Origin of the sequence: Streptomyces sp. ISL-87, assembly GCF_018614095.1 — a bacterium.
Taxonomy (GTDB): Bacteria; Actinomycetota; Actinomycetes; order Streptomycetales; family Streptomycetaceae; genus Streptomyces.
On the sequence record NZ_JAGGOY010000100.1, the window covers coordinates 15,627 to 33,146 of the forward strand.

The 17,520-nt window shown below is 70.4% G+C and carries 17 protein-coding genes and 3 pseudogenes; 10 read left to right on the top strand and 10 right to left on the bottom strand.

Going from position 1 to position 17,520, the window contains the following annotated elements; genetic code table 11:
* Nucleotides 1-51: 51 nt before the first annotated feature.
* Nucleotides 52-974, bottom strand: a pseudogene (locus J7I97_RS31010) (transposase family protein).
* An 82-nt stretch (nt 975-1,056) separates the two neighbouring features.
* On the opposite strand from J7I97_RS31010, the gene J7I97_RS31015 reads away from it, so the two are divergent.
* Nucleotides 1,057-1,512 (top strand): ASCH domain-containing protein, encoded by a 456-nt coding sequence (locus J7I97_RS31015; protein WP_214941556.1) that lies wholly within the window; start codon nt 1,057-1,059, stop codon nt 1,510-1,512.
* 130 nt (nt 1,513-1,642) lie between these two features.
* On the opposite strand, the pseudogene J7I97_RS39120 reads toward J7I97_RS31015, so the two are convergent.
* Nucleotides 1,643-1,861 (bottom strand): annotated as a pseudogene (locus J7I97_RS39120) (winged helix-turn-helix domain-containing protein); the annotation flags it as partial.
* Here J7I97_RS39120 and def point away from each other — a divergent pair.
* From def to J7I97_RS40060, 3 genes and pseudogenes are all read left to right on the top strand, one after another.
* Complete coding sequence (gene def / locus J7I97_RS31025; protein WP_308369256.1) at nt 1,779-2,315, top strand: peptide deformylase; 537 nt, start codon at nt 1,779-1,781, stop codon at nt 2,313-2,315. The pseudogene J7I97_RS39120 and the gene def overlap by 83 nt on opposite strands.
* A gap of 180 nt (nt 2,316-2,495) precedes the next feature.
* Nucleotides 2,496-3,116: a histidine kinase dimerization/phosphoacceptor domain-containing protein gene (locus tag J7I97_RS31030; protein WP_214941564.1), complete on the top strand. Its 621-nt coding sequence runs from the start codon at nt 2,496-2,498 to the stop codon at nt 3,114-3,116.
* Between the two features lie 155 nt (nt 3,117-3,271).
* Nucleotides 3,272-3,834: pseudogene (locus tag J7I97_RS40060) on the top strand (LuxR C-terminal-related transcriptional regulator); the annotation flags it as partial.
* Nucleotides 3,835-3,916: 82 nt separating this feature from the next.
* Here J7I97_RS40060 and J7I97_RS31040 read toward each other — a convergent pair.
* From J7I97_RS31040 to J7I97_RS31055, 4 genes are all read right to left on the bottom strand, one after another.
* Nucleotides 3,917-5,110 (bottom strand): hypothetical protein, encoded by a 1,194-nt coding sequence (locus J7I97_RS31040; RefSeq protein WP_251059327.1) that lies wholly within the window; start codon nt 5,108-5,110, stop codon nt 3,917-3,919.
* Nucleotides 5,107-6,183, bottom strand: coding sequence for a hypothetical protein (locus tag J7I97_RS31045; RefSeq protein ID WP_214941571.1), 1,077 nt, complete (start codon nt 6,181-6,183; stop codon nt 5,107-5,109). Before J7I97_RS31045 ends, J7I97_RS31040 begins: the two co-directional genes overlap by 4 nt.
* A gap of 71 nt (nt 6,184-6,254) precedes the next feature.
* Complete coding sequence (locus J7I97_RS31050; protein ID WP_214941574.1) at nt 6,255-7,778, bottom strand: flotillin family protein; 1,524 nt, start codon at nt 7,776-7,778, stop codon at nt 6,255-6,257.
* A 72-nt stretch (nt 7,779-7,850) separates the two neighbouring features.
* Complete coding sequence (locus J7I97_RS31055) at nt 7,851-8,360, bottom strand: hypothetical protein (protein WP_214941577.1); 510 nt, start codon at nt 8,358-8,360, stop codon at nt 7,851-7,853.
* A 642-nt stretch (nt 8,361-9,002) separates the two neighbouring features.
* Between J7I97_RS31055 and J7I97_RS31060 the strand changes: the two genes are divergently transcribed.
* The 3 genes from J7I97_RS31060 (at nt 9,003) to J7I97_RS31070 (ending at nt 11,905) form a co-directional block, all read left to right on the top strand.
* On the top strand, nt 9,003-9,515 hold the full coding sequence (locus J7I97_RS31060; protein WP_214941580.1) for a hypothetical protein: 513 nt from the start codon (nt 9,003-9,005) through the stop codon (nt 9,513-9,515).
* 587 nt (nt 9,516-10,102) lie between these two features.
* Nucleotides 10,103-11,251 (top strand): globin domain-containing protein, encoded by a 1,149-nt coding sequence (locus J7I97_RS31065; RefSeq protein WP_308363449.1) that lies wholly within the window; start codon nt 10,103-10,105, stop codon nt 11,249-11,251.
* Nucleotides 11,252-11,287: 36 nt separating this feature from the next.
* Nucleotides 11,288-11,905, top strand: coding sequence for a pyridoxamine 5'-phosphate oxidase family protein (locus J7I97_RS31070; protein ID WP_214941586.1), 618 nt, complete (start codon nt 11,288-11,290; stop codon nt 11,903-11,905).
* 54 nt (nt 11,906-11,959) lie between these two features.
* Here the strand turns inward: J7I97_RS31070 and J7I97_RS31075 are convergent, their stop codons facing one another.
* The 3 genes from J7I97_RS31075 to J7I97_RS39715 all read right to left on the bottom strand — a co-directional run bounded on the left by J7I97_RS31075 (nt 11,960) and on the right by J7I97_RS39715 (nt 14,276).
* Nucleotides 11,960-13,222 (bottom strand): MFS transporter, encoded by a 1,263-nt coding sequence (locus J7I97_RS31075; protein WP_214941589.1) that lies wholly within the window; start codon nt 13,220-13,222, stop codon nt 11,960-11,962.
* Between the two features lie 260 nt (nt 13,223-13,482).
* Entirely contained in the window at nt 13,483-13,956 is a 474-nt protein-coding gene (locus tag J7I97_RS31080) for a phospholipase (protein WP_214941592.1), read from the bottom strand.
* Between the two features lie 188 nt (nt 13,957-14,144).
* Nucleotides 14,145-14,276 (bottom strand): hypothetical protein, encoded by a 132-nt coding sequence (locus J7I97_RS39715; protein WP_285441097.1) that lies wholly within the window; start codon nt 14,274-14,276, stop codon nt 14,145-14,147.
* 99 nt (nt 14,277-14,375) lie between these two features.
* On the opposite strand from J7I97_RS39715, the gene J7I97_RS31090 reads away from it, so the two are divergent.
* Complete coding sequence (locus J7I97_RS31090; protein ID WP_285441095.1) at nt 14,376-14,897, top strand: hypothetical protein; 522 nt, start codon at nt 14,376-14,378, stop codon at nt 14,895-14,897.
* Between the two features lie 57 nt (nt 14,898-14,954).
* Here the strand turns inward: J7I97_RS31090 and J7I97_RS31095 are convergent, their stop codons facing one another.
* Entirely contained in the window at nt 14,955-15,728 is a 774-nt protein-coding gene (locus tag J7I97_RS31095) for an alpha/beta fold hydrolase (RefSeq protein ID WP_214941598.1), read from the bottom strand.
* Between the two features lie 90 nt (nt 15,729-15,818).
* Here J7I97_RS31095 and J7I97_RS31100 point away from each other — a divergent pair, with 90 nt between their 5' ends.
* On the top strand, nt 15,819-16,529 hold the full coding sequence (locus J7I97_RS31100) for a 4'-phosphopantetheinyl transferase superfamily protein (RefSeq protein ID WP_308369254.1): 711 nt from the start codon (nt 15,819-15,821) through the stop codon (nt 16,527-16,529).
* A gap of 521 nt (nt 16,530-17,050) precedes the next feature.
* Entirely contained in the window at nt 17,051-17,500 is a 450-nt protein-coding gene (locus tag J7I97_RS31105) for a GNAT family N-acetyltransferase (protein ID WP_214941601.1), read from the top strand.
* The last annotated feature ends 20 nt before the right edge of the window (nt 17,501-17,520 follow it).

Sequence of the window (17,520 nt, forward strand, 5' to 3'; positions counted from 1 at the left end):
TGCTCGATTGAGGGCGGGGCGTGCTGGCCTGGCGAGTCGTCGGGTAGGTGATCACCTCTCGGCGGCGCGGTCGGAGACCAGGCCGGCGATGGCCAAGTGAGTCTCGTCGCAGTACTCGCGGCGTCCGATCCAGCGTTGCAAGGGCCGCCACTGCTTGTGCTCGGCGTTGCCGTGTTCGACGCAGATCCGCTCCGAGGACTGCTGGTGCCGGGCTTCCTCCCAGACCGCCAGTTCCTCGGGGGTGGCGTCCTTGCCCGGTTTCTTCGGAGGCACTTCGACCTGGTTGGGGAAGTCTCTGGCCAGACCCAGGTAGCCTGCGTCGGCCTGGCCCTGACCTCAGGGAACTGCTCGAACAGGTCCCAGATGCCCTCGGTCTTCAGCGCCGTCTGATCATGCATGCGGCCAGGCCGGAACGCCCCGGCCCACAGCGTGCGACCCTTCCCATCGGTGATGACGGTGGCCTTCTTGGTGTTCTGCCTGCGCTTGCCCGAGACGAAGGCACGGCGGCCGAGCTTGTTCGCCCGCAGGCGGCGGACCTGGACCTCGGTGCCGTCGATCCGCAACTCGACGCCCTTGGCAGCGGCGTACGTGAACACATCCGCAAGCGTGCGAAGCCGCAGGTCGGGCTGGCCGGGAACGGCGAAGCCCCGTGCGGCAAGCAGCGGACGCAACTCGTGAACGGCGCGGGTGATCGTCGAGCGGTCCACGTCGTAGAACAGGGCCAGGGCAGCGTGTGGGAGCTGGAAGCGCAGGACCACCAGGGTGGCGATCACTCGATCGGTGAACACCAACTCATGGTTCGGTCCGGCGCCCGCCGCGCGCAGACGCTCGTGGCCTCGGCGTTCGTGGAGCCGCCCTGCTTCGGAGGCCATCCAGGGCTCGGCCAACTCGGCGATCAGCGCGCCGAGTCGACGCCGGGACAGACCGGTGCAGATACGATGGGACAGGGCCGTGCGGGCCAGGTATTGCGTCACAACGACACCCAACCCGCGCGGCCCCTTGTCCCGTCACGGCCGACTACCTGGCCTGCGCAGAATGGGTCGTTACTGTGACCGCATGACAACTGACTCCGCCTCACCCGCAAACCTCGCGTCGATGCCCAGGGTCGAGTTCGCCTTCCCCGGCCCACTGCGCGACCAGCTCGTCGCAGCGATCCTCAACGGTTCCAAGACCTCCACGACAGGGCTCGTCGTCGATTACGAGCACGAGGGGGAGCCGTTGCCGGAAGTCGGCAGGCGTTCGGTGGTCATCGACTCGGACGACCGTCCGGTCGCGGTCATCGAGGTGACCGACGTGCGCGTCGTCCCGCTGGCGCAGGTGGATCTCGCCCACGTGGTGGACGAGGGGGAAGGGGACACCAGCGTGGCCGAGTGGCGAGCTGCCCATGAGCGGTTCTGGCACAGCGAGGAGATGCGCGCGGCGTTGGAGAACCCCGAGTTCACCGTGGACGACGCGACGCTGGCGGTTCTGGGACGCTTCCGCCTCATCACCGACCTTCGCCCAGCCGATTAACCATCCGCCTACCGCGCACCACGTCGTAAGCACTTGGCCGCAGGTTCGAGTCCTGCCGGGGCACTCTCACTCCACCACCCCGAGCCCTCCCTCCAAGGAGGGCTTTCGCGCAGGTCAGCGGCACATTAGCCAGCCGCCACGGCCGGGCCCGGCCGCCTTCGTGCGGCACTTCTTCGATGAGGCCATACCGGGCGAGTTGGCGCAGGTGGAAGGAGCACAGGCCGGAACTGTGACCGACGCGGGCGGCGGCCTGGGTGGAGGTGAGGGTGCCGGTTTCGGCGAGCAGGTCGAGCAGCTGGGAGGTGACCGAGTTCGGCACTGTGGAACTGGCGAAGCTGATCGATGACATGTTCGCCACCAATCAGGTGGCGGAGGGCGCTGGGCTCGCCGCCAACCAGGTGGATGTGGACCTCCAGTTGTTCGTGTGGGACATCACGGACGAGTGGGGTGTGCGTCATGTCGGGCACATCGCCAACCCGGTCCTGGACGAGGTGCCCGCCCACCACCGCCGCCTGGTGGAGGAATCCGAAGGCTGCCTGTCCGTCCCCGGCCCCTACCGCATGGTGCCCCGGCTCGACCGTGCCGTCGTACGGGGCCGCGACAAGGACGGCAATCCGCTGGTGATCGAGGGCAGGGGCTACTTCGCCCGGTGCCTGCAGCACGAGACCGATCACCTGCACGGCCACCTGTATCTGGAGCGACTCGCACCGCGGGAGCGGAAAGCCGCTCTCCGTGAGATGCGGGACTCCAAGGACAAGGTGTTCGCCCGGCGTGCCGCCGCGGCTGAGCGGATCGGCAAGTGACTGGCGCTCACGTAGGCCTGCGGATTCGCCAGAAGGCGAGTGCGGCCAGGATGGCGTCAGGGCGGCAAAGAGCGCGGTCTCCAGGTACTGGAAGGTCCAGTAGCGGTCGGCCGGCTGCTCGGCGATTTCAACGTGGATGTTGCCCTTGGCCACGCAGGTCGGCAGTTCGGAGAGCGAGCTGTGGCCCATGCAGTCCTGGAACCAGGTGGTGTGGCCGACCTCCTTCCCCGCGGAGTCGAGGATCGGGCTGGTCTCGACGACCCAGGGGCCGCCGCGGTGCTGGGGCTGCTCGTCCTCGGCGGCTCCGCCGTACGGGCACTCGCCCGGCGCCAGGCGGTCGCGGTCGCGGTGGCCGGGCTGGCCCTGATGGCGGCCGGCCTGCTGACCGTCGAGGCTCCGAGCACCCCGTTCCGGGTCGGGATAGAGGTCTGGATTCTCGCGCTGGGTGCCGGGCTCGGCCTGCGCCTTCTCGACCACCGCCGCCGGGCCGCCGCGGAGGCGGTCCGGCAGGAGGAACGGATCGCGCTGGCACGGGAGTTGCACGATGTCGTCGCCCATCACATCACCGGCATCGTCGTCCAGACCCAGGCCGCTCGGATCGTGGCCGGACGGCGGGCCGAGACCCTGGACGCCACCCTCGCCGGTATCGAGGAGGCCGGCGGCGAAGCGCTCACCGCGATGCGCCGCGTGGTCGGCCTCCTGCGCGACACCGACGACGTCGCCACTACGGCCCCTACGGCGCCCGGCCCGGAGCAACTGGCCGAACTCGTCGGCGGTTCGACGGGCACCGCCCCGAGGTGAGCCTGCGGCTACCCGCCGACCCCACGCCCTGGCCGCCCGAGGTGGCCACCACAGTCCACCGGATCGTCCAGGAGGCCCTGACCAACATCGCCCGCCACGCCGCGCACGCCCGCTCCGCCGACGTGGAGATCACCCACGGTCCGGACACCCTCACCGACGGCGCCGAGGCGGCCGAACTCGCCCGCCGTCTGCGCCCGGACGTGTGCCTGGTCGACATCCGCATACCGCGCCTGGACGGCATCGACGTCACCCGCGCCCTGGCCGGCCCCGGCCTCGCCGACCCGCTGCGTGTGGTCATCGTCACCACCTTCGACCTGGACGAGTACGTACACGGCGCGCTGCGCGCCGGGGCGGTCGGCTTCGTCCTCAAGGGCGCTGCTCCCGCTCTGCTCATCGAGGCCGTCCGTGCCGCACACGCCGGGGACGCCTTGATCTCCCCGTCCATCACCCTGCGCCTGCTGCGCGACCTCACCCGGCCCGTACGGCACCCGTCGCCCGCCCCACGCAACCGCTCTCGGCCCGGGAGACGGAGGTGATCCGGGCCATCGCCAGGGGCCGTACCAACTAGGAGATCGCCGCCTCCCTCGTCATCACCCTCAGCACCGTCAAGAGCCACCTGGCGACCATTCAGTACAAACTCGGCGTCCGCAACCGCGTCGAGATCGCCGCCTGGGCCTGGGAGAGCCGCCTCGTGGACTCCTTCGAACCACGCGCCTGAGCGCCGTGGTCTAGGTTCCGGTCTCATTCACCCCGGTACAAGGGTTCACCCGGCAGCCGTCCGCCGGACCGCTGTTCAGGACTCAAGACCGTGGCATGGTCACCTTCTCCGGTCCACAGCCGATGCGTTCGGACTCCGCCTCGATGTACGTGGGCGTCATCGCGCGGAGGAGTTCGAAGCCGGTCTTGTCCAACTGATCCTTCTGTTCCAGTACGTAGGTCACGTAGCCGGTCTGACAGCGCGCCCGGTACACGGCGCGGGTCACGTTGAACGTTCCACGGCCGTTGGAGCCCTGGAACGGTGTGCCTCCCTTGAGCAGGTCCTGGGAGAAGACCTCCGCCAGCGCCGGATCCTCGATCGTCGTCATGCGGAGCACGGTCCTGGGATAGTCGCCGGCAGCCTCGCAGACCCGCGCGGGGGCGCTGTCACCTCCGATACGCATTCGCGAGAGGCTCTGGCGGTACTCGGCCGGAAGGGAAAGGTCCTTGATGCCGCAGAACGCATCGGGCTGGGTGTCCTTCCAGGTGACGACGTCCTTCGCCAGGGCGGGCGTTGGATAGGTACCGGAGCAGCCCAGGTCCCGGATCACGCCATTGGTGGCGTCCACGGCGGCGTGGGCCAGCGCGGCACGATCCTCCCGCTCGTATTCGGATTCGATGTCGAGCCCCGCGGGCCCCATCTCGACGTCGACGACGACCGGGCCCTCGAAGTCCCCGGGTCGGCCGGTGCAGGACTGGGGAACCGCAAGCCACGCACGGGAGGAGGAACCCATGCCGGGCAGCCCGTCCCCCAGCGCCACCATGCCGGCGGCGAGGTACTCCTCGGGCCACTTGCGTGCGTCGCTGCCGTACAGACCGTCAAGCTTGTGCACTCGTATGGTCAACTGCCGCCTGTCCTCGTCGCCCTTGAAACTGGTGATACGGCACTGGCCGTAGACCAGGCCGCGACCGCGCGGGTCGGGTTGCAGCTTCTGCTCCTCGACGTCGATCCGGCGGTCACCGAACACGGCGGACACGGTCGAATCGCTCAGGGAGTCCCAGCAGGGCGCGGGGCCGAGCAGCGGCAGGCTGTCGGTTTGCCAGGCCATCGTCCCGGCCCCGAGCAAGCCACCGATGATGACGCCGGCGGCGATGGTGTGCGTCGTCCGGTTCCGCAGCAGTCGGCGAAGCCACGAGGAGTCCGACCCCTCGGCGCCGGCCGATGCCGGTTCCGTGCCCTCCGCGGTGTCCGCCGCGGCTTTCTCTGCCGCGCCGGATCCGTTCGTGTCCGCGTTCATGCGTTCTCCCCGGTCTCGCACCCGATGCGCTTGCTGACGGACTGGACGAAGTTCACGAACACGTGCTGGTCGTCGGGGCGGCTCCGGTTCTTGAGGCTGGGCGCGATGTTCCCGTAGAACACCGTGGGCCGCCCGTCGCAGTCGGCGTGTACGAGGCCTTGACCCTGGCCTTCGGGAAGCCCGTCGAAGAGTGCGACGATCCGGGGCTCGGCCGCCATCACGAACTGTGCGGCCGGCTCGTCGGGTACCCCGCGGGCACGCCACGCGACCGAGCACGTCTGGAGACGTTCGCCCACCACGCCCACCTGTTCCTGGTAAGCGGAGTCCTTTCCGAAGTCGAACGTCACCCCGGGAATCCGGCACAGAGGGGTAGCAGCCTGTTCGTCCTTCTCGGCGGTGACCGCCATCGGCGACGTCAGCCGCAGTGGCTTGCCTGCGGTGCAGCCCGTCTTCGCCATGGTGGTGTTGGCCGCGTCCAGCAGCATCCGTGCGACGTCCATGCGGCTGCCGATGGAGAAGGGCATGGCCTTCCTCCCCAGATGGCCGTCGCCCCAGCTCTCGCTCCTGATCGTGACCACGGACGGCCTGCCGTCGGCGTCGCAGGCTTGGGGAAGGACCAGCATCGCCCGGTCGTCGGCGACCAGACCGTTCAATCCGTCGGGGAGGGGGGAGGCGGACCCGTCGAAGAAATGGGCCACCCACTTCCGGCGTTCTTCCACCGCGGCCGGGACGGCTCCGTACTCAAGGGTGACGCGCTCGTCGAAGGAGAGCGGGACGGCGGAGTCGTCGTCGGCGACGGATGAGGTGATGGCGAGCGTGCAGGTGGCGTTCGGCCTGGAGGGCGAGGGCGGAGCCGATTCGCTTGACCGCCGCTGCGACCCGGACTTGCCCAATGCCTTCTCGCCGAGGAAGGACGGACCGCTGTCTTCCTCCCAGGTTCCCCAGCAGTACCTCGCCGGAAAGGGCCAACTGCCCGTGGTGCTCGCCGCGTACAGCCCGGCACTGGAGGCGATGACGACGGCGGCCGCCGTCCAGGCAAGGGCCCTACGCCGCCTTCTGCTGCCGGAACTCACGGTTTCCCCCTGTTGAAACTGCTGATCAAGAAACGTGGCCTGGTCGCGACTGACCGCCGATTTCTCGGTGGTCAGTCGGTGATGGCGATCTTCCCGTTGGGCGAGACCGGCTCCGGGGCCGCCTCCGGCTTGGTCGCGGTGAGGCCCTTGAGGAGCTGGGCGAGGTCGACGCCAGTGGTGGAGCCGAGGAGTTCCATGCCCTGGGCGACATTGTCGGCGACGGTCCGGGAGAGCTTGCTCGCGCCGTCGGTGGAGATGATGGTCATCTTGTCGATGGCGCTGAGCGGTTCGGCGGCCTTGGCGACGACCTGCGGGAGCACGTCGACCAGCATCTGAACCATTGCCGCGTCGCCGTAGCTCTCGAAGGCGTCGGCCTTCTTCTGCATCGCCTCGGCCTCGGCCGCGCCCTTGGCCGCGATGGCGGCCGCTTCCGCGTCGCCCTCCAGGCGTACGGCGTCCGCGATGGCCGCACGGCGGGCCCGCTCGGCCTCGCCGCGCTTGGCGCCCTCGATCGCCTCGGCCTCGGCGAGGGCGGAGCGGCGCTGCTTCTCGCCTTCACCGGTCAGGCGGGCCCGCTCGGCCTCCGCCTGCGCGGCGGCGATGGCCGCCAGGCGCTCTGCCTCGGCCTGCTTGACGCGGGCCACCCGCTTGGCCTCGGCCTCCTGCTCTGCCTCGTAGCGCTTGGCGTCGGCCGGCTTGCGGACCTGGGTGTCGAGCTGGCGGTCGGTCAGCGCGGCCTGACGCTCGGCGACCTTCTCCTGCTCGGCGAGGATCTGCTGCTGCCGGTCGGCGTCGGCCAGCGGGCCGGCGGCGTTCGCCTGGGCACTCGCCGCGTCCGTTTCGGCCTTGATCTCGGCCTGCCGCAGGTACAGGGTGCGCTGGGCGACAGCGATCTCCTCCTCGGCCTTGAGGCGGGCCTGTTCGGCGGCCTGGCGGGCGTTGGCCTCGGCGATGTCGGCTTCCTGCTTGGCGCGGGCGGCCTCCGGGCGGCCGAGGTCCTCCAGGTACGAGCCCTCGGTGGTGATGTCCTGGATCTGGAAGGCGTCCAGGACCAGGCCCTGGCCGGAGAGGCTGGCCTCGGCCTCCTCCGCGACCTGGCCCGCGAAGGCGGCACGGTCGCGGATGATGTCCTCGACCGACATCCGGCCGACGATGGCGCGCAGCGCGCCTGAGAGCACTTCCTGGGTGAAGCCGACGATGCCGTCCTGCTGCTGGAGGAAGCGCTGCGCGGCGGCGCGGATGGCGTCCTCGTTGCCGCCGACCTTGACGATCGCGACGCCTTCGAGGTTCGCCTTGATGCCGCGCAGGGTGACCGCGCCGCGGACGGCGATCGGGATGTGCCGGCTGGACAGGTCGAGGGTGTACCGCTGCTGGACGAACGGGACGACGAAAACGCCGCCGCCGACCACGACCTTCTGGCCGCTGTTGTCGGTGAAGACCTGCCCGGTGTCGGGGTCGGTGGACTTCTTGCCGCGCCTGCCCGTGATGATGAACGCCTCGCTGGGGCCGGCGACCTTGTAGCGGGTGACGACGACCAGGGCGAGCAGGACGAGGAGTACGACGACTCCCACGACCGGGATGACGACTGAGCTCATGGTGGATCCCCCCTGCCCGCTCTCAAGGGGGCAGATCGGTGGTGGATGAGAAGGTGAAGGGAAGGGTCTTGGTCAGCGCTCGACGGCGCGCACGCTGACGGAGGTGGACGACGGCGTCGCCGTCACCCACACTTCGGCGCCGAGGGTCACGGGGGCGTCTGCGGTCGCCGCGTACTTGGCCGGCTGGCCGCCCAGCCGAAGCAGGACCTCGCCGTAGCCGCCCGCCGGAATGGCGGTGACCACGGTCCCGGCCGAACCGACGAGTTCGCTCTGGCGTGGGGCCGCTCCGCTGCTGTCCCGGGCGAGGGCCCTGCTCAGCCGGTACGTCAGCCAGCCCGCGCCCGTCCCGGCAACGGCACCCGCGGCGGCTGACGCTCCCGGCCCGAGACCCGTGGTCCCGAGCACGATCGCCCCCGTGAAACCGAGCATCGAGACGAAGCCCGCGATCACCGGAAGCGACAGCCACCCGTCGAACAGTCCGTCCAGGGCACCGTCGAAGACACCTTCAAGTACCCCGTCGAACACCAGTGAGCAGACCAGCAGGACGATTCCCCCGATGCCGAGACCCAGAAACAAGCCCATGACACCTCCCCGCTTGGCTGGCGTTTTTCGCCGGACAACGGCATCGTGCCAGCGCGACCTGGTGCCGCACATTGCCTGCCTTCGGCAATCTTTACGCCGCTCTAATGCATAGGGGACGGCAGGATGCTGCGTCGGTCAGCGGCGCGCGGGAAGGGCGGGTCATACAGGGGTCTCCCGGCAGAGATGGAGTTTGGCGACTCCAGGCCCCACGGAGCGGGGCGGGGGCGCAGAGCCCGCCCGTGCCCATGGGGAGGGCGGGTGACGTACCTGCCCATGGAGAGGGCGGGTGACGTACTAGCCTGGGCTGTTGATCGCTCTAAACGACGCGCTTCCATGGGGATCCGGTGTCCTTTGACGAAGAATGGGCGGAGTTGAAATCTGCCGCGTCCGACCGGCAGACGGCGATGCGCCTCAACCAGCTTGAGCCGGGCGGGGGTCCGGGTCCGCAGGGGGACCTGGAGATGGACCACCAAGACCTTGCGGCCGTGGGTGACGCGGCGTTCAAGCTCCGCCAGCGGCTCGGCACGGACGGCGAGGGAAGGCCAACCCCGGCCACTCCTACTCCCCTCGCACACTGGAGCAGGCGATCAACACGTCCGCGCTGACCGGGAACGCTCAGGCCAAGGGCCTGGCAGGTGACCAGTGAAGCGCCGGACCGCCACCGTCGCGGCAGCGCTGCTGCCGGCCGTGGCGGGCTGCTCCAAGGCCCCGGAGTACGCGTTGCCGAGCAGCCTCTGCAATGTTCCGGTGGAACCCTCCGTCCTCGGGGCTGTGCTGCTCCCGGGCGAGAAGCTGGAACAGTCGACGGCCCTCTCCAGGCCGGACGCTCCCCACTGTCTCGTGCAGGTGGACAAGGAGAGCATCCTCAGTGTCCAGGGGGAGGTCCTCCCGGCGGATCAGGACCCAACCGTCCGGCGAGAGTGGCAGATTCCCGGTGCGACGAAGATCGAAGCCGGTGATGACGCCCGCGTGAGCGACATCAACGTGGTCGCGGTGGCCGCGTGCACGTACCAGGGCGGGGCCCGCAAGTTCGTCGTCCAGGCGGAACGCTTCTACCCCAAGCGCGACGACACCGCGAAACGCCGGGAGGCATTGACCAACTTCATGAAGGCCTACTTCCCCGCCGCCCAGAAAGCAGCCGGCTGCACAGCCTGACCCGGCAGCGGCACCGGCCTCGCCTGGGCTGGTGCCGCTCCGGCGTGAGCGGCCGAGCAGCTCTCGCGTGACCAGAACGGTACAAGGCTCGGCCTGGGCGTCGGCATAGGCGTCGGCATAGGGGTCGGCATAGGGGTCGGCAGCGCCATCGGCGTCACCCTGCCCCCATCGGCCACACCGGCCACGGCCGACCGGGGCGATGCGACAAGGTTTTGGGGCGAGTTCTAGTGGATAAAACCCTTCCCCTTGGCAACAACCTCATTGAGGATCACCTGATGTCCGGAAGCGCCTCGTCCGCTTCGTCGACTTTGGACCCAATGAGGACAGATGCCCTCCCTGTTCGACTCCCATACCGCTTCTCCGGGATGGCGATCCAGTGAAGATCCCACCCTCAGCACGCCCCAAGGGCGAGGACCCTTGAAAGACGCCACCCCCCGCCACGCCCGGCCGGAGCCATCTCCAACGGCGGACGGGGGAGCCGTGGCCCGTTGAAATTTCGAATAAGTCGCCCAAGCAGCCCGTCCCCATCCGAGCGTCCCTACCCAGAGGAGCCGGCACCGCTCCCGGTCGTACACGCCGCGGAGCCGGTGACCGTCGAAGCACCCTTGACGGACCACGAGATACACCTCATCAGGGCTTCCGTGTCGGTGGTCAAGCCGCTCGCGCAAGACATGACGGTCTACTTCTACGCCATCCTGTTCGCCCGCTACCCCGAGGTCCGTCCGATGTTCCCGCCGGGGATGGACGCCCAGCGCGGTCGCCTCCTGCGCGCGCTGTTGCGCATCGTGGACCTGGTGGACGACCCCGAAAGCCTGGTCCGCTTCTGCGGACACCTCGGCCGCGATCACCGCAAATTCGGCACCCTCGCCGCGCACTTCCCAGCCGTGGGCGAGTGCCTCCTCGCCTCTCTGGCCCGCTACGCCGGCCCCGCATGGACCGCGGACATCGCCGCCGCCTGGACGAAGGCGTACGGCGCGGTGGCCCAAGTCATGATCAGTGCCGCCGAGCAGGACGAGGCGCTGCGGCCCGCCGCGTGGCCCGCCACGGTGGTGCACCGGGTCTCGCGCGGACACGGCATCGCCGAAATCACCGTACATCCCCACATACCGTACGAGTACTCCGCCGGGCAGTACGTAAGCGTCGAAACCCCGTGGTGGCCGAAGCTGTGGCGCTACTACTCCCCCTCCAATGCTCCTCGTGAGGACGGCACCCTCACCTTCCACGTGCGCGCAGTGCCCGGCGGCTCGGTCAGCGAAGCGCTGGTGCACCGGGCCGCGGTGGGCGACGTGCTCCAGCTGGGACCCCCGATGGGCGACATGGTCCTGGACGCGGCCGTCCACAGCGAGCTGCTCTGTGTGGCCGGCGGCACCGGTCTCGCCCCGATCCGCGCGCTCATCGAAGAGGTTGCCCGTCGCGGGGGACGCCATCAGGTGGATCTGTTCCTCGGCGCACGCACCGGCGCCGAGCTGTACGGGGTCGACGACATGCTCCGGATGGCCCAACGGCACCACTGGCTGACCCTCAGGGGCGCGGTCTCCCACGAGTACATCCCCGGAATCCGGGGGTCGCTGCCGGAAGTACTGGCCGAGTACGGGCCGTGGTACCAGCACGACGTCTTTCTCAGCGGCCCGGCTTCGATGGTCGTCTCCGCCAGCGAGATGCTGACCCTCAACGGCACCTTGCCCGACCACATCCATCACGACCCGTTCGAGACTCCCGTCCTGTCCGCCCGCTGAGCCGCTCCCCCTTGCCAGCCCTGCCAGGAGAACCCCGTGACCTCGCCTCCGCCGCCTTTCGGATCAGCAGGTGAACACCAGCTGCAGCAGCACCTGGGCACCGCCGACCGCGCCGCCCGCTTCTACGATCAACAGGTGCGCCCCCACCTCACAGCAGAGATGCGGGAGTTCATCGGCCGCCAGTCCATGGTCTTCCTGGCCACCTCCGACTCCCACGGGGAGTGCGATGCCAGCTTCCGGGCCGGGCCACCGGGATTTGTCCACGTGATCGACGACAACACGCTCGCCTACCCCGAATTCCGCGGGAACGGCGTGCTCGCCAGCGCCGGCAACATGCTCGAAAATCCGCACCTCGGCATGCTCTTCGTCGACTTCACCCACCATCACGTGGGACTTCACGTCAACGGCACGGCCCGCCTCTACCACGACGTGGACCTGCGCCAGCTCCACCCCGGCCTACCCACCGACGTCGCACCCGGGCGCAGTCCGCACATGTGGGTGCACCTCACCGTCGAGGAGGCCTACATCCACTGCTCCAAGTTCATACCCCATCTGGAGCCGGCTCCCCGCCCCACCAGCCACGGCACGGCCCGCCCCAAGGACTCGGACTACTTCACCAAGCCCCGTACGGCCCCCTGTCCAAGTCTTCCGTGAGCGCGGGTCCCGATCGCTCGACGCGCGCCGATGGCGCCGCCCGCCTCGCCCGCTTCAGCGGGAGCGCAGGCGGGTCGGCCGGTCTTCCTGGTTCGGCTCGGGCCGGGGGTCGGCGCTCGGGCGCCGGCGGGTGGATACGAGGATCAGTACGAGGGTCACGGCCAGGGAGGCCAGGCCACCGCCCCACAGCACGACGCGCACGCCCCAGCGTTCCGCCATCCAGCCGGAGAGCAGCGCTCCGATCGGGGTGGAGCCCTGGAAGATGAGGGAGTAGAGCGCCATCACCCGTCCGCGGTATTGCGGATCGGTGCCCAGCTGGATGCGGTGGTTGGCGGCCTGCGCGAAATATATGGAGCCGAAGCCGGTGCCGGCCAGCAGGGCCAGGGCCACGACGTAGCTGGACGCCAGGCCCGCCATCGTCTCCACCACGGCGAATCCGATGGCGGAGCCGAGGAGCAGCCGCTGCGACGGCCGCCCGCTGCGCGAGGTGGTCGCGAAGGCCGCGGCCAGGGAGCCGGCCGCCAGGGCGGTGGTGAGCATCCCGAACGAGGCCGAGCCGGTGTGGAACACCGTCTTGGCCAGCAGCGGCAGCACCAGCTGGAAGTTGAAGCCCAGCATGCCGATGGACGCGACCAGGGTGAGCGCCAGTACCAGGTCCGGGCGGCGCAGGAGATAGCGCAGCCCGTCGGCCACCTTGGCGCCGCGCGGCCGGGCCTCGCTGCGCTGGAGTTCGTCCGGGCGCATCAGCAGCAGGCTGGTCACCGTCGCCAGGTAGCTGACCGCGTTGAGCAGGACCACGGCCACCACCCCGAACCGGCCGATCGCCACACCGGCGATCGCCGGGCCGATGATGCGGGCCACGTTGAAGTACGCGGCGCTCATGGCGGAGGCGTTGGGCAGCAGTTCGGCGCCGACCATCTCGCTCACGAACGACATCCGGGTCGGTATCTCGACGGCGTTGACCGTGCCGAGGGCGAACGCGAAGACGTAGATGTGCCACAGCCTCTCCGCGCCGGAGAGCAGCAGGAGGCCGAGCAGCAGGGCGAGTACGCCCGCCGCGATGTTCGCCAGGACGAGCAGGTGGCGCTTGTCGTACCGGTCGGCGAGGCGTCCCGCGTAGAGGGTGAGCAGCAGGATCGGCGCGAATTGCAGCGCGGTGACCACGCCGAGGGTCTGCGCCGAGTCGCCCGACATCGACAGGACCAGCCAGTCCTGGGCGATGAACATCATCCAGCTACAGGTGACGGACAGCACCTGGCCGATGGTGAAGTAGCGGAAATTTCGGACGGACAGGGACCGGAAGGAATGTCTCAGCATGCGCCCTTCCCGGTTCCGGCTGCTCGACCTCCGTGAGCCACAGCGTGAATGGCGGTTCGGTGATCGATTCTAGGGCTGAACGCCGATCACGTACGTGTCCACGCGCCGCAGTTGAACAGGCGGCGGGCGGACCGAGGGCGGCCGGGGAGGCGACCCGGGGGCACGCGCGGCCGGACGGCGCGCCCAAGGGGGTGGGCGGCCGTCCGGCGGATTGTGGTGGTGATGTGGGGGGAGGTGGAGGAGGCCCGGTGCCGGCCGGATCAGGCGGCCGGGGCGTCCTGCGGGGAGACCCCGAAGGCCTTCACTGCCTGGTAGTACGTCCAGGCGGTGCCGTCACAGGAGGTCTTCTTCGCGCCGGTGTACTGCGCGCAGACGCGCTTGAGGTCCGCGTAGAAGGCGTCGTCCAGGCGGGACTTGTTGGCGTCGAAGGAGCCGGCCGCCTTGTAGTTGCGGTAGCCGAAGTCGTGGCGGGCGCAGGACGTCTGGAAGGGGAAGCCGAACGGGTTGTCGGGGGAGCTCGAGCAGTAGTCGGTCGACCAGTCGAGGCCGTACGCCGACCAGGTGCCCTGGTTCGCGCGGGCCGAGACCCAGGCGTTGTAGCTCGTGGCGCTGGTCTGCGTCCAGCTGCTAAGCACCTGGGGCTTGTCGGCGGGGGCGGCGGAAGCGGGGGTGGCGAAGGCGAGGACGCCGGCCGCGGCGGCAGCGGCGAAGGCGGGGACGAGACGACGGCGCATGACATTCCTCCGAGAGTTGACGGACCGTCGCGCGCACTCCCGTGCGACGGCGGGGAGGGCCCCTCGGATCGCCCGCGGATCACCCTCGGAGAAAGAAGTACCGGGCGATCCGCACTGCCCCACATGTCTTTAATTCGCCGCTGAAACGGAATGCGGCGCCCCTCTCTTGGGGGGCGCCGCTGGTCAATTCACCCCAGCCGTCCCCGCACGCCGATGGCGCGCACCTGGCCCACCTGGTCCATCTGGCCGCCCGCCTGTCCCACCTGGCCCATCCGGCCGCCCACCTGACCGTCCGCCCGGCCGCCCACCCGTCCGCCCACTGGGACTCAGGTATGAGTCCGTGTGAGACCTCCGGCAGAGGTCCGGTTCGTCCTGAGGAGGGACGCGCGATGCGGGTCGCGTCGCGAAGACTTGTTGCCATGAACCGCCGCCGCCCGCTCGTCATCGCCGCCGCCACTGTGGGGGCGCTCGCCACCGCTGCCTTCGCGCTGCCCAACCTCCCGCCCAACCCGTTCACCGACGCCGTCAACGACCATGTGTTCAAGGAGAAGCAGAAGCGGTTCGAGACCGCCGCCGACGTACCCGCGCGCGAAGAGCCGTCGTTCGCGCTGCCGTCCTGGATACCCAAGGACGCCACCGATGTCCGCATACAGGTCCGCACCACCGGCGAGGCCCGGCTGATCCGGTTCACGCTCGGCACGACCCCGCTGGACGGCCCGCAGTGCACGGCTGGGATACCGAAGCACCAGGGCAGGCCGAATCTGGGCGCCAAATGGTGGCCGCGCGGCACCAAGGCCGAAGCACGGCCCGAGTGCCGGGACTTCTACCAGTACCAGGTCGCGGTGCGCGGCAAGCGCGTCTACGCCTGGACCGACGGAACCCCCTCCCCCGGGGCCCGTACGCAGGACGGCGCCCCGGCCGTGTCCGCCTCGCGCCGCTAGGCCCTCAGCGGTGGCCCGACGGCAGCGGCATGCAGGTACCGGGCCCTGCGCCACGCCCTAGTCGCGGGCGAGGGCGGCGGCGGTGGCGCGGGCGAAGCCGTCCGGGTTGTCCAGCATGATGTTGTGGGCGCAGTCCGGGATGGGGACGACGGCCACACCGGCCGCCTCCAGCGCCTCGGCCCCGGGGAGCGGCCCGTCCGCCTCCGGAAGCAGGTAGCTGCGGGGGATCCGCAGTTCCAGCAGCAGCTCCCGCATGGTGGGCGTGGTGCCCGCGGCGAGGTGGACGGCACTGCGGTGCAGGGCGGTGCGGCCGGCCAGCCGCATGGTGGACCACCAGTGCGCGCCGACCCGGTCGCGGACCTCGGCCCAGCCCCCGGCGAGGAACTCCTCCTCGGTGTAGGAGGCGATACCGCTGCTGCCCGCCGTGCCGGGGGTCCTCGGTATCGGGTCCAGATTGGCGTCGACCAGCACCAGCCGGGAGACCAGCCGGGGATGCCGGGCGGCCAGCACGATGGCCACCGCGCCGCCCATGCTGTGCGCGATCAGCTCGGCCCCGCCGCCCGCGCCTGCCGCGTCGAGCGCGTTCGCCAGCGCGTCGGCGTGCGCCTCCAGGGTGTACGGGAACTGCTCGGGCCGGTCGCTGTGACCGTGGCCCAGCAGGTCGACCAGCAGCGAACGCCGCCCGGTCAGCAGCGGATGCACGGCGCTCGCGGCGAAGTAGGCGGGCGAGGTCGAGCCCAGCCCGTGCAGATATACGCGGGCCGGCTCCTCCCCCGGTAGTTCGACCCAGCGGATCCGGTCGCCTTCCGGTGTCACGACGGCACTGTGCAAGGTGAGTTCCCCCTGAAGCTGTAGCACTTCCACGACAAAGCCAGCCCGAGGGTAACCAGCACGTCAACTGTCTCGTCTACCCTCATACGGGTGAGCGAGTACGTGAACCAACTCGACGGCGACGCACCGCGGACCGGCATGTTCCCGACCGGCGCCGCCGTGGCCGTGTGGTCCCTGGACACCACGCTGGACGCGGTCGGCGGCCACCGGGTCGACCAGGCGCTGCCGCTGCTCGACGCGGCCGAACGCGACCGGGCCGGGCGGCTGTTGCGGCCCGGCGACCGGCAGCGCTACCTCGCCTCGCACCTGGGGCTGCGGGTACTGCTCGGCGGCTACCTGGGGCTGTCCCCGGAGAAGGTCTCCCTCGTCCGGGAGGACTGCCCGTGCTGCGGCGGCCCGCACGGCCGCCCCGCGGTGGCCGGCGGCGCGCTCCACTTCTCGCTGTCGCACAGCAACGACGTGGCGTACCTGGCCTTCGCCGGGGTGCCGGTGGGCGTCGACGTGGAGGGAATCCCGGGTGCGGCGGTGGTGGACGACGTGCTGACGACCCTGCACCCGGCGGAGACGGCCGAACTGACCGCCCTCCCCGAGCCGGAGCGCCGGGCGGCGCTGGCCCGGGTGTGGTCCCGCAAGGAGGCCTACCTCAAGGCCACCGGCACCGGCCTGGCCCTCGGTGTGGCCGACCCGTACGTGGGGTCCGCCCCCACCCCGGCCCCGGTCCCGGGCTGGACCCTGACCGACCTCCCGGCCCCACCGTCCTACGCCGCCGCCCTCGCGAAGGCCGACCACACGGGCGCGTAGACACGGTCCGGGCACTCCCCGACCCGCCACCCTTGCCAGGACCGACCACACCGGCGCGCAGACACGCGTCCGGACACCCCCCCCAACCGCCACCCTCGCGAAAGCCGACCGCACCGGCGCGTAGACACGGGTCCGGGCACCCCCCTTGAACTCCGCCACCGCGCACATCCCGCACGGCTCCTGCGTACTGCACAAGGTGGCGGCGCCGGGGTCCCGCCCCCGGCCGCGCCGCCCCCAGCGCGTTCATCTCGGCGTGCGCCAGCGGAGACCCCCGCAGCGGTCCCGCCCCCGGGCCCCCTCCTCGTGTGCCTCATTGGGTCCCTCGCAGAGCACCGCACCGCACCGCCCCGTCCCCGTCCCCGTCCGCGTCCGCGTCCGCCAGTACCGCCCCCACCGCCAGGCCACCGGCGGCCTGCGCCTCGTAGGCAAGCCCGAGGGTCTCGTACCGCCTATGGCGCCGCCCGCCACGCCGCGCCGAAATCGAACTCCCCCTGTCCCGTCCGCGCATTATCGTGACGGCCATGGACATCCGCCCCGCCCTCACCGTCGCCGAGCTCCAGGCCGCCGAAGGCCTCTTCGACGGCCCCGCCCGCCTGGACTGGTGCGAGCGCTTCCTCGACGCGCCGGGGCACCTGATGCTCATCGCCTACGTCGACGGCGTGCCCGCCGGCATGGTCTCCGGCGTCGAGATGAGCCACCCCGACAAGGGCACCGAGATGTGCCTGTACGAGCTCTCGGTCGACGAGGGCTACCGCCGCCGCGGCATCGGCCGCGCCCTGGCCGAGGCGCTCGCCGACGAGGCCCGGGCACGCGGCTGTTACGGCATGTGGGTGGGCGTGGACACCGACGACGAGGCCGCCCTCGCCACCTACGCCGCCTCCGGCGCACGCGACGAAGGCCTCTTTGCGATGCGCGGCTGGGCCATCACGCCCGAGCCCAAGCCCAAGCCCACGTCCGCGTCCACTCCCTAGCCCCCGCCCCTGCCCCCGCC